Source organism: Aquimarina sp. AD10, from assembly GCF_003443715.1.
Lineage (GTDB): Bacteria > Bacteroidota > Bacteroidia > Flavobacteriales > Flavobacteriaceae > Aquimarina > Aquimarina aggregata.
In genome coordinates this window covers 3,150,995-3,163,980 of sequence record NZ_CP031965.1, presented here as the reverse complement: position 1 = coordinate 3,163,980, position 12,986 = coordinate 3,150,995, and the positions used below count along the sequence as shown (strand labels likewise).

Annotated in this window: 10 protein-coding genes; 1 reads left to right on the top strand and 9 read right to left on the bottom strand. The window is 30.8% G+C overall.

All coding sequences use genetic code 11. The features are described from left to right. Positions 1-178: 178 nt before the first annotated feature. From D1816_RS13220 to D1816_RS13200, 5 genes are all read right to left on the bottom strand, one after another. Positions 179-817: a response regulator transcription factor gene (locus tag D1816_RS13220; RefSeq protein WP_066317507.1), complete on the bottom strand. Its 639-nt coding sequence runs from the start codon at positions 815-817 to the stop codon at positions 179-181. A 129-nt stretch (positions 818-946) separates the two neighbouring features. Beyond that, a complete protein-coding gene (locus D1816_RS13215; protein WP_118503395.1) occupies positions 947-1,744 on the bottom strand; it encodes a sensor histidine kinase in 798 nt (265 codons plus the stop codon). 634 nt (positions 1,745-2,378) lie between these two features. Then, complete coding sequence (locus D1816_RS13205; protein ID WP_118503391.1) at positions 2,379-3,071, bottom strand: hypothetical protein; 693 nt, start codon at positions 3,069-3,071, stop codon at positions 2,379-2,381. Between the two features lie 348 nt (positions 3,072-3,419). Further along, a complete protein-coding gene (locus D1816_RS25650) occupies positions 3,420-3,776 on the bottom strand; it encodes a hypothetical protein (RefSeq protein ID WP_147405016.1) in 357 nt (118 codons plus the stop codon). A 323-nt stretch (positions 3,777-4,099) separates the two neighbouring features. Next, positions 4,100-4,840 (bottom strand): hypothetical protein, encoded by a 741-nt coding sequence (locus D1816_RS13200; protein WP_118503389.1) that lies wholly within the window; start codon positions 4,838-4,840, stop codon positions 4,100-4,102. Positions 4,841-5,513: 673 nt separating this feature from the next. Here D1816_RS13200 and D1816_RS13195 point away from each other — a divergent pair. Beyond that, positions 5,514-6,356: a carbohydrate-binding protein gene (locus tag D1816_RS13195; RefSeq protein ID WP_118503388.1), complete on the top strand. Its 843-nt coding sequence runs from the start codon at positions 5,514-5,516 to the stop codon at positions 6,354-6,356. 73 nt (positions 6,357-6,429) lie between these two features. Here D1816_RS13195 and D1816_RS13190 read toward each other — a convergent pair whose 3' ends face one another. The 4 genes from D1816_RS13190 to D1816_RS13175 form a co-directional block, all read right to left on the bottom strand. Continuing rightward, the gene (locus tag D1816_RS13190; protein WP_066317490.1) at positions 6,430-6,903 is read right to left on the bottom strand and encodes a GNAT family N-acetyltransferase; all 474 of its coding nucleotides are present in this window, start codon (positions 6,901-6,903) and stop codon (positions 6,430-6,432) included. Beyond that, complete coding sequence (locus D1816_RS13185; RefSeq protein ID WP_066317487.1) at positions 6,900-7,391, bottom strand: MarR family winged helix-turn-helix transcriptional regulator; 492 nt, start codon at positions 7,389-7,391, stop codon at positions 6,900-6,902. Before D1816_RS13185 ends, D1816_RS13190 begins: the two co-directional genes overlap by 4 nt. A gap of 89 nt (positions 7,392-7,480) precedes the next feature. Further along, complete coding sequence (locus tag D1816_RS13180) at positions 7,481-7,945, bottom strand: hypothetical protein (protein ID WP_118503386.1); 465 nt, start codon at positions 7,943-7,945, stop codon at positions 7,481-7,483. 51 nt (positions 7,946-7,996) lie between these two features. Continuing rightward, positions 7,997-12,937, bottom strand: a complete 4,941-nt coding sequence (locus D1816_RS13175) for a DNA repair ATPase (protein ID WP_118503384.1) — start codon at positions 12,935-12,937, stop codon at positions 7,997-7,999. Between the last annotated feature and the right edge of the window lie 49 nt (positions 12,938-12,986).

Genomic DNA, 12,986 nt, shown 5'->3' with positions numbered 1-12,986 from the left:
CAATAAACGAGCCAAAAGTAATTACAATATGTAATAAAGATAACTTTTTTAGATTTAAAAAAATCTTAAAATAAAGCGAAGGCAGTATAAGATTTTGGTTTGTAGAAGGATGATTTTAAAAAATAACCAAATATGCTTTTGGGTAAACTACTGATATTTAAGTTTTTGACAGAGGTTCCTATGGTGTGAAAATTTTACTTTTAATAGCATAAATCACTAAGCCAGTTCTATTTTTTAAATTTAATTTTTCAAAAATAGAATCTCGGTATCCCTCAATCGTTTTAGGGCTCAAACACATGTCACTTGCAATTTCTTTATATGTTTTTTCTGTACAAGCATGTTTAATAAATTCAACTTCTCGTTCTTTTAAAACTGCCTTATTTTCTTCTTTAGGGTTTAACGAACCTAATAATAAATTAGTAACATCTTTGGTGTGATAAAAGCCAGTTTCTTGAACTTGCAATAAAGCACTTTCTAAAATACTTTTTTCAGTGTCTTTTAGTAAGTATCCTTTTGCACCAGCTCTTAGCATTTTTAGAATAGTGTTTTCATCTTCTTCTACTGATAATGCTAATACCTTTACCTGCGGATATTCTTCCTTAAGAGCAGCAGTGGTTTCTATACCATTCATAATAGGCATGTTAATGTCCATAAGAACAATATCTGGAATGTTTTTGGGATCTTTAAAGCGAGTAATAAGTTCTTTTCCGTTTTTACAGATATATAATATTTTGAACTTATCAAATCCATTAACTAACCCTGACAATGCCTGAGACAGTAAAATATGATCTTCTACGATTACTACTGAATATTTCATCTGTTTGAATTTATTATTGTTAATAGTCAAGAGGAAATGCAAAATCGTTATTCATAATTCATCAATGTTGCTTTTACGAATCTTACTATCTCTATACGTTTTTATTTATTCTTGTATCCGATTACAAAATTAATCATAATCGACATCATCCTCTAATAAGCTTAAGTTTTTCTTATAATAGTATACAAGGGTCATTTCGGTTCCTTTTCCTTTTTCCGAATCTAATTGAATATCTGCGCCTATTAGTTTTCCTCTACTTTGGATATTTGAGAGACCAATGCCTTTTTTAAGACTAGAGTTTTTATCGTTAAAACCAATACCGTCATCTTTTGCATGGATTATAAGTTTATCATTTTGATAGTTTAAGTCTACATTAAGATTCGAGGCCTTAGAATGTTTTATGGTATTAGCAAAAAATTCTTGTAATATTCTAAAAATGATAATTTCTACTTTATCGTCTAATTCTTTTATTTCTTCATTGCTTTGTATAGTAGCTTTAATAAATTGCATCCGATTAAAGCGTTCAATCTCGAGAGTAACAGCTTCTGTTAGGTTAAGACTCTTAATGGCATCTGGGTTGATCAATTTAGATAAAGATCTTAACTCTGTAAGACTTTTTGTAATAGTTTCTGTAACCTCTTCTAATTTACTAGGATCGTCTTGGGCAATGTTTACTTGTATTTTGGCCAACGTAAGTAGTTGGCCAATATTATCATGTAGTTCCCAGCTAATGTTACGCAAGGTTTCTTCGCGTATTTCTACTTGGGTTTCTATAATTGCGGTTTCAAACTTTTTCTTTGCTTCTTTTTGTTCTAGGAGTAGGCTGTTCTTTCGTTTTTGAAAAATTGCAAAAAGCGTAATTAACAAAATAATAATCAAGACAAGAACAATGCTTGCTACTAATATTGCTGTCTCTTGCTGCTCCATATAAATCCAAAGATAAAACAAAGATTCATTACAATTGATAGAATACAAAGAACTAAAAACTGAATAGACGCATCTACAAGTCCGCCGTTATAATTTCTCACAATCCTAAAAGGAATATTACCCCCAAAATAAATTAATACGCCTATGCTTATCCAAAAAAGTAAGTTCTTGTTTACATAAAGTACTTTTTCGGAATTTAAGATATCAATATAATAAAATACAATACTTATAATTACAAAACTTGCTCCAATTATATAAGGTGCAGTTGAAACTTCTATAAAATAGTTTTCATTGAAAGCATTTATAAAAAATGAAAATGTATAAAGAATACTAAGAACTAAAATGCACTTTTTATGATTAACTTTTGATACATAATGCCGGAACAAAGACATATAATAATTAAATACTATAAGATAATAAATGTTATAAAGGATAGTAACGCTGTCAATGTTGAATTGACTTTTTAAAATAAAACCAGTAAAATCATTAATTGCGATATACCACAATACTATTAAAAAATATTTTAATGTTGCGTTTTTGTATTTGAAAAAAAATATAGAACCAATAATTGCAGTAATAATTTGAAATATTATCACAAACTCTTGTAGTTCAAGTAGATAGTTCATTTTGTTAATTAATTTTTTGGTGGATGCCCTCCTACTTCATTCGCTATTGTACTAAACTCATCATCATACATGGTGCTGAATGAGAAAAAACTAGCTGTATTTGCTTTTGCTTTCGCATGGTTTTGGTTGCCAATTCCTTTTTCAAAGGTGTCTTGTAAAAATAATAAGTCAGGTTTTCCATCATTGTTTTGATCTTTAGTGAAAGTGAATGCTCGACTCGATCCATTTTGAAAAGTTGTAGGGGCAATAAATATTGTATTTCTTCTAGGGTCTGGGATAGGTCTTCCACTAATTAGTTTATCCTTGTTAGGATAATTGCCAAGGAATATGCGATACCCCGTAATTGGTATAGAATCTCCAGTTACATAATCGATATAGGCCAGATATTGTTCAAGAAAATCTTTCTCTAATTCAAAAGATCGAGAAGGAACAAAACCTAGATCACGGGGTCTGTCAGACGTACAAAGTGTATTTAATGTGCTATCTACTCTGCCTTCATAGGCATCGATGATGCAAGCACGATTTTTTGAGTAGGTTTCATAGAGTTGAAAGGCATCTTGCAATGTGATTATTTCATCAGGAGTTGGCACTACCGGAGGATTTGTGGGATCAGAGCCGGTCTTTTTTAAGCAAAAATATGTTATCAATGCAGTAAGGATGATAACAATGGGGTATCCTATAAAGTTAGTTTTTCGTTCCATTTCTAAAGATGTTTAAGATATTAGATGTGATTTGTTTATTAGTAAATTATATTTTTTAATCAAATTCAAGCTTCGAAAAAGGTGATGGTGATTATTTTTTCTTACTCGAATCATTAGGTTTATTTGAATTAAAAATACCAATATTCTATAATTAGAAAAAATAATCACAAGTCTTATGCGAGGTTTTTACTGGTAAACCCTTGTTTATAAGGAGTTTTTGAAGAGTTGATAAGGTGGTAAAATTCCAAAAAAGGGGGTAAATCCCCCTGTTTAAAAAAGGGAATTGACTGTTGCTGTTATGCTTTTAAGTAAGCTTGCTTTTTGAGAAAGTAGGTTTTGGTTTTACGATTACTTAGACGAAGAAACATTATCTTGAAGTACGTATCCTATACAAAAACACGTGTTCATTACTACCGTAGATATAAAACCAACTAAAATCATAGTCGATGAATCGGCTAGTTCTGTATAGTAATTTCGTATAATCCTAAAGGGCAAATTGCTAATATAGTATAGTAATAACCCTACGCTAATCCAGAATAATAGACTACTTTTTACATGTAGTACCGTATTCGAATTTATGATATCGATAAAATATAAGGCTATCGTTGTTACTAAAAATAACGCAGCTAAAATGTAAGGAATTATTTGTGATTGGATCAAATAGTTCTCAAAAAAACCATTAATAATGAATATTAATAAATACATACATAAGAATATAAAAACTAACGATTTCGACCATTTTTTAGTGATGTTTTTTCTATATAGAATGAAGAAATAACTAAAACTGAGACAGTAGTATATATTATAAATGATAGCGTTATAATCGGATATGTATAATCGTATAAAAAGCCCGAGAAGTTCATTAAAAAAAATATACCATACTAAAGGTGTAAAATATTTAAGAACAGGAATTCTTTTTATTTTATTAAAATATATAGTACTAAACACTAATGTTATAAACTGAATGATTAATGAAGTTTTTATTAAAAACTTCAAATATTCTACCGGCATAGTCAAATATTTGTTAATTAGTGAAAAGGAGGAGTGCCTTGCATTTCATTTGCAATAAGACTGTATTTGTCATGTCCGCTTGTTTTTCCAAAATAACTAGTTGTACTTTTATTTCTATTTCTTCTTAGATGACTAAATCCACTATCTTTATTTAAAAATACGACTTTGAAATTATTGTCAAGAGTGTATCCCATTTGTACAATCCGATCTTCATATTTTCTTTCTGTGGTTGGTGCTATAAAAATGGTTTGACGTCTCGCGTTTTCGTTACTTCCGCTAGAAGATACGTGATCTCTGGGGTATAAAGCAAAATAGAAACGAAGTCCTGTTGGTTTTATATCTGCTTTTTTTGATAAATCATCTATATATGCTAAATACTTACGTAATTCAGAAATTTCATAAAACAAAGATCTGGTTGGTTCAAATCGAGCAGCACCACGAGCAGAATTATTTATGTCGTTTACTGGTCCAACGGCTTCACTTATTAGGTCGGCTCTATTATCATAAGCTTTATAAATTTGCTGAGCCTTTCTAAAATCAATAATATTACTGGGCCTTCTTCTATTTGATTTTTCCTGCCCTAATTTTTCTTCTAAAGCTGCAATTTTAGCCTCGTATGCTTCTATTTTTTTTATGTATTCTTCTTCCTGAAAAACATCTATAGTAGAGTCTTGTTGGCATGAATGAAAAAAGAAAATACTAATGATTAAAACTGTTAATAGCGCAATATATTTGCTTAGGTGAGTTGGTGTTTTCATGACGATTACTTAAGATTTATGTGTTAATATGTCCAATGTAAGAGTCTTCGAATTAGGTTTTAAGAATACTCAAAAAAGTGGATTAATAGGTATCCCACTTAAATAGTAAGTGTTATACGTAGGCCCAAAAGTACAATTTATTCTTATTTGTTAATTGTGAGATTATTCCTTGATAAGTTGTCTTTATACAGGTGTTTATTGCTTTTTGACTATGAATTCTGCAGTAAATATTTTAAAAGTACGTGGTAATGTAATGTGTTTTTTTTGATTAATGAAATATGGACTATAAATGTTAAAATGATCTACGAAAAAACATGAAACTGTTTTCATGAATGTTTACTAAAAGCGTATAAGAGTGAATTCGTTGTGAAAATATTAACGCTAATTTTCGTTTAAAATGAGCTAAAATTTTCGTTGTCTAAAGTCATTTTGACAAAAATTGAAGAGTAATTTTTAGGTGTTATTAATTCCAATTTTTACACTTTATATTTTGATTAAACTTCATGTTCTTCGAAAACGTTTTTTGTGAAATAATTGTTAAATGCAATACCCAAAATTGCATGATTATTACCTGTGCCTGTATTTTCATAACAAAGCTTTTATTGATCACTAAATTTTTCGAAAAAATTAGTAGTAAACAAATAACAACAAAATCAAACAAAACCTAAAAACAATGAAAAAGTATTTTTATTTAATAATAACCCTATTCGCTTTATCATGTTCTACAGAGGATGATGCTATACCAAATCAAAATGGTTTGTCCCTTGAAAAAAGTGCAAACCTCAAAAATAGTAGCCCTGTGCAATTGGTAAAGGCTTGGAATTCGTATAGTTTCTATCGAGGATTTAATACATGGACTAGAAAATTTACTGTAAAAGTTGCAAATCTTAATTATGATAAATCGGTAAGTATTTATCATGAAAAAGTAGGTGGTAATTGGGAAGAAATTCCATTGTCATATAGCATGAGTTTAGATAACGGAGATGAAATATGGGAGGGTCAATATCGATATTATGCATATACACCAGGTAAAATTTATGAGGATGAATTTGTAGTAAAATATGATGTAAATAACACTACGTATTGGGATAATAACAATAATAATAACTATAAGATAGAAGAGAAGCAAATAGGAAGTTTTTTTGCAGAGCCAGATTTAAATGTAAGCGTTGATAGTGATTTTGATAGACTATATACATCCTTTGATGGTGTTACTACAACACTTAATATTGTTGCAGATGTTAGAAATATATCTCCAACAAAAGAAGTCCAAGTGGTTTATACTACTGATGGATGGGAGACAGAACGGTATTTTTCTCTTGCGTATACAAAGTATTGGTATAATAGTTATGACTATGTGCTTACAAGCCCTAATCCGTTTAATGTTGAAAGATGGACTGGATCGGTAACAATTAACGAAGAAGTAGATGATATTGAGTATGCAGTAGTTTATAAGGTAAATGGGCAGCAATATTGGGATAATAACTACGGGCAAAACTATAGCATTTCTAAATAACTTTTAAGTAGTTAAAAAGGGGAAATTAACAATTGCTTGATCTGCTCTGTCTTTAGTTAGATAGAGCAGATTACTATAAGATCAACATCATTTTAATATTACTTCGCTTATACATAGGGTTTTTTTCAATCTCAATCTCCTTAAATCCATACTTCTTATAAATGTGAATTGCGTTTTCCAGAATTCTATTTGAATATAGTATGAGTTTTTTCCATTGTTGATCCTTTGAAAAATCGATGCAAAATTGTAATAATTGTTGGCCAATTTTATGTCCTTGAAACTTAGGAGATACAGCCATTTTTCCAAGTTCATACATATCTTCTTCAACTTTAATCAACGAAAATGTTCCTGCAATTTCGTTGTCTACCTTGGCAAAGAAGATATATCCACCTGTATTAATAATAGTTTCCTGACAATTTTCTAATAATTCAACATCTAAAGGTTCAACCACAAAATATTTTTCTAGCCATGCTACATTAAGAGCTGCAAAATCTTTGGCATATTTTGAATCAAATGGTATGATCGATGCGTTTTTAATTGTATTCATATGGATAGTTTGTTATAATTCTCAAGAATTCTTTCACTTAAAGATTTTTTACGTAATTGACTTTCAAGATGTGTTAAATGATGTAAAAGACTTATTGCGCTCCCCTCTGTAAGCCATTTTATTTGTTCATCAATTACTTTCCAAAGTGGGATCATTTCCTGATGTATTTTTTTTCCTTTATTCGTAAGTTTAAAATGTTTTTTTCGTTTGTCTGTAGTGTCTGTTTTGTATCCTACCAGTTTTTTATCCATTAATTTTTTAAGTGCCTGCGTTATGGCAGGTTGAGTGTATTGTAGTTGTTCTTGGATATCGGTAGTTGTAACAAGTTTCTGATCAATAATTACTTTGAAAATAGGAAAAAGATATGGGTCAAAATCAATATTACAAGATTGGTATACTATCTGAATTTCTTTCATCATAAATTCACTTAATCGCTTAAATCGAGATCCCAATCCTAATGTTCCGTAATGTTGTAATTGATCTTTCATAAGTGTTTATATAAGTGCTTATGTAAAAATACAAAAATTAATTTAATTTCTAAGGATAATGTAAAGTATATAAATTATAATGTTTTTTATTATCTAGTTTTTCCTGTTCTTACCTTCTCGTATGGGTCTTCTATTCTGTTGTCTTCAAAGTCCATATATGGTAGTAAATGAAACCAAATTAAGAGAATAGGAAAAAGTATGATTGACACTATTTTACCATTTTTAGTCTCATGGTTATTTTTTAGAGTTCCTTTGATAAAAATAAAATAAGCAAGAATTATGCTCAAATACGGTAATACATATATCCATTGAGATACATCCTCGTAATCAATGACTAGAAATTGGGGTGCTATATTGTAATTGTGAACAGACAGCAAGAATGTTAAAATTCCACTTTTCAGAATAGAGTTCTGTTCGTTATCTCTAAATAATATTGCTATACTTATTAGTGCTACTGGAGATAATAAGACATCAATAGACGTAAAAAAACTACCTAATGAACGATTTACAATAATTATTAGAAATGAAACTAAAAACCTTGTTTTATTATTCATTATTTTTATTTCAAATTGTTCTAAAATTATATGTTAATACATCGTACTAAATTAATTGTTTAACCCTTTTTTCAACACCTCTTGAATGCCTTGTAGATGATCGCTAAACTGCATCATTTGTGCAAGTACTTGTGCCATTTCATTTTTGTTTCCAAAGCCTTTTAACTTGTTATTTTTTACAAAAGTCTCTTTGATAACTTCCCAGCGGTTAACTTCATCTTCAGAAATGGTTTTAGTCATTTCTTTATATTTAAGTAGATTAGCTTCTGCTGCACTGGTTAACGTTTGAGATTCATTTTCATAATGGGATAGGAGCAAGGTTTGTAATTCTTTTTCATTCATAATCGGAACCACTTTTGCTACCAGCTTACTCATATCTCTATAAGACCCTTGTAATTTGAAAGAAGGTTCTATACGATATGCATCTTCCATGGCGGCGGATTTTATATAGGTCTCGTTTACTTTTAAAACAGTGTTACGTATAATAATGACCTTTTTAAGTACTGCCAAGTAATCCTGTATTTCTTGTTTGGTATGATTTCCTTTAAGCTCGATACCTTCTTGTGTTCCTGTTTCAACAATTTCAATCAAAGAGTAGATGTCTTCAAAATAAGTATTGCTTAATTGATGTAATACTGGATTTGAAGTCATAGCATTTTCAATTAAACTTAACTTAAATAAATCTGCGGTATCACCAATAATATCTCCCAAGTTATAGATGTCGGCACGATTGGCTAACATATCAGGAATCTGGAATTTCTCACCACTTTCTGTATATGGGTTCCCGGCCATAATTACACAAAAACGTTTACTTCTTAGGTCATATGTCTTTGGATTGCCATTGTATATTCCTTCAATTTTTCGAGTACCATCAGCAAGAGAAATGAATTTTTGTAAAAACTCTGGATTACAGTGTTGTATATCATCAAGGTATAACATTACATTATTACCCATTTCAAAAGCAAGGTTAAGCTTTTTTAATTCTTCTCTTGCAGCAGCATTATTTGCCGCCATTGGATCTACAGAGGTAACTTCATGTCCTATCGCTGGGCCATTTATTTTCATAAAGACTAACCCTAGACGATTTGCCATATACTCCATCAAAGTTGTTTTACCATAGCCTGGAGGTGATATTAGTAATAACATACCCATACGATCGGTACGTTTATTATCCCCTAAACTTCCTAACTGTTTGGATAAGTTATCTCCAAATAAAGGAAGATATACTTGATCGATTAATTTATTTCTCACGAAAGAGGAGAGTACTTTGGGTTCAAATTCATTGAGTTTTAGGTCTTCTTTAAGCTCTTCTGTTACCGTATGTTTTGCTTCTCGATAGGCTTCAAATGCAGGAACTTCGATTTGTGCAAAAGATTCTAATGTAGTAATGAAATTATGATAATCAAATTCAAAAACGCCTTCATTAATGGTCTCATGACTACCTTTTAATCCATCTATGTTTTGTAATGGGTTAACATGAATAATCTCTGAAGTTGATTCATTTTTGAATAGTAAAACACAAACTATCTCATGTGCATATGCAATTTGTTTAGGGTGCATGGTTTTTAAGAAAGAACTTACCCATTGTAATGCTAAATTTATCTGGTCGTTCTGTCTGGAATCTCCATTAAAATTGGGTTTAGCATCTAATTGTAAAGCTGTTTTTAATTTTGTAAAAACTTTTTTCTTTTTTAATTCACTTACAAAAGCATCATGTAGTTCATTCGCAATTTGACTAATACAAAAACTTTGGTCGCTTTGCAGTTCGGTAAACAAATATGCAGCGATTGCGTTGCTTGAGGTAGTATCGAACAGCTTTTTACTTTCAGAAAAAGAAATAACTTCTTGAGTTAATTTTGAAATAACATTTTGATGTTCTTGACTATCAGGAAATACTTCTAATACTTGACCCGAAGCCTTAATGTTTTGGTTCCAATACGCTTGTGTTTCTGGTGTAAGTCCATGCCAAAAGTATTGTGCAAATGCTCTGGTTTTTGGGGTAAAATGTAATACGCCTAAGTCATTACTTTTAGTAATTAGTACTTTTAAAATCTTAGCAGCATCTACATCATGTACTCCCTTTACATAGCCCTCTGTATAGTTTTTGCTGCTTTCAGTTTTTATAAGTTCTAAAAGTTGCTCCTCGCTCATTGTTTTCAGACTTAGCTTGTCGAAATCTTTTTTGTCTAATGCGATGGCCTGTGCTTCAACAAGCTCGGCTTGAGAAGCGCTAAATATTTTATAAGCAAGATATGCGGATCGATATACATCTTGATTTTCAGAAATTAACTCTTGATCCCAGTATTTTTTGGATTTTAGTAAGGTCTCGTTTTTAATTTCTTGATAAAAATCCGTTCCTGTTAGATGATAAGCTAGTGCGTTATCTTTATAAACAATGGTTAAATCTAATGGCTGTTTGTTTACGCCAAATTTATGTTTACCCAGTTTAATAATATTTTCACCATCTTCATATAGGTCTTGTTTGTCTTTAAGCTTACGCGTAGCGTCTTCTTTTGCAACTTTTATGGCGGTTTCTATAGTTTCTGCTTTACCAGCATCATCTAACTCTTGTAATTGTACTATAATATCTCTGAGCTTATTGATCATAAGGTCAGAAGCAAAATAGCCGTTAATATCAACGACCGAAGAAAAACCTAAAGCTTTCTTAGTTACTCCTTTTAAAATTCGATTTGCAGCAGTTTCTAACGCAACAGCCTTTTTATTTCGCGCTTCGATTAAGCTGTTTTTTCGCGCTTCAAAAGCATTATAAACCTCTTCGCGTTTTTCAATAATTTGGGTAATGAATTCCTCAAAATCTGCAAATCGCCCTTCTAAATCTTCTAACTGTACAGAAACTTTGTTTAATAATTCATCTGTTTTTTCTGGAGTACTAGCAATATCTAAATAATTAATAATACTTTGATCCACCAATTTTAATTGGGCGGCGAATTCTGCGGTGGCTTCTTTACTTCCTAAAGATTTAATTTTATTTTTGATTCCTGCTTTTAACTGATTTATCGTAGCAAAAATCAGAGAAATATTATCGATTATTTTAGTAGAATGTGAAGTGTCTTCGATTTGTAAATTAGAAACAATATCGATTAACATTTCTAAATCTGTAGCGATTTGATTTACTTCTTCTTCTAATTTTTTGGCGTTTATAACCTTTTTAATACCGTCTAATTGTGATTGCTTTTCATCGATACGGGAGTGGTAGGGCAGAAGTGCTTTGTCATCTAGTAAAAATTGAACACAACGTTGTGATATTTTTTCAGTTTGCGAGGCAATTTCTGTTTCTATATCGTTGATAAATGTTTGATCAACATAGCGTATGTCATTAAGACCAATCACCTCACCACGTAAGGTTCGTAATTGCGATAATACGTGCACAAAATCATCTATAGATTTAAAAGAACTACTTTTGATTTTGTTAAAAATGGTATCAGCTTTGTCTTTGGTTTCTTTTGTTATATTAGAAGCAGTTTTACGAAGTTGAACTACTTTTTCGAATTCATCTATAGCGGCATTTGCAGCTCCGTTAATTTCTTCTAAAGGAATATCTAATCTATGCGTATCTTCTTCACGAATCCAATAATAACTATCGGTAATATCACTCGAAAATTTTGCAATATCATCATATAACCCATCATAACTATCTTCTTTGTTGAGTAAAGTGATAAGTGCATGGCATTCTGCCATTGCTTTTACAATGTCTTTATTACCAATTTTGTATAGTAATGTATCTGTATGTTCTGATGGCAATACATCTCCCTTCATAAATGGCGTTTGCCAAATTTGTATTACATGATGGCGTGTTTGATCATCTTCAGTTTTAAAATAGCATAATTCTCCATGTTGTAAAATTGTAAAACCATTACAGATAATAGGTGTTTTTACTTCTTGTTCGATAACATTATATGACATAAGAGTGTATAACCCTTTTTCACTTTCATAAAAGACATAGAGGAAATCTTCTCCGTTTGGAGAGATAATTTTTTCTTGGAACTTTACATCCGATACTTCATTTGTAAAAAGCTTAAAACCTCCTGATTGCAGGTAATATCCATTTGGATAAATAATACCTTGATCATCTGGAAGTAATACACAAGCGTCTTTTATACAATCAATTTTTTTAACTTCTTGTATTTTATGATTGTAGACAAAGTAACGTGGTGCTTCTTGAAAAGGCTTGATCTCTAATATGATTAGATTGCCTAAGTTTGCAAAGCGATATTGTCCATCGTCAAGAGTTTGATCTATATGTTCTACAGGTTCGTCAAGAATTCCTTTTCCTTCATCGGTATTGTCTTCTATTTTGATAGTTAGATCGCCACCTATAGTTTCTACAAATACCTTGTCAAGAATTGAAATATGTGGATGCGCACCATACCGATGCATATCTCGTGTAACTTCTGTCCAATTAAACTCGTGTTGTTTTGGAAATTTGAATTCATGCTCACTACGGTTGTCAACATAGGTTAATTTACCATCATTAATTAACCACTTAAAGGTTTTGATATCAGAGACACTTTCACTTAGTTGAAATACCATATGCAGGTAATTCCCCACTATAGCAAATTTTGAAAATATCGTATTTCGGTAGTATTTATATAGATTTGTGAAGTCATCTATAAATATAGGATCATGAATTAAATCTAATGATTTGGCTACAAAATGATCATTACTATAGGTGTAAATACTAAATACATCTGCTAGTGTTATTTCGGTTCGAAGTCCAAAATGTACATTATATCCAAAAAGACAGTATTCGTCTATGGTAACAATATCTCGTGCAATACAATTGTTTTCTGTATTGATTCGGTTATTAGCAATGAGTTTGGTTTCTACACTACCAAAAACTTCTTTTCGAGCATCATTAAGTTGTGTAAGACGGTTTTGAAGTTTACCTTTTTGTTTTTGTAGACGATTCTGGATAATCTCATAAGTACCTCCGTCTAGTTGTATATCTTTTTCTTTGTTGGTTTCTTCCATAGTTTTTTAAATCGAATTTTCATTCGTTTACTCAAGAGTGTTAACAAGT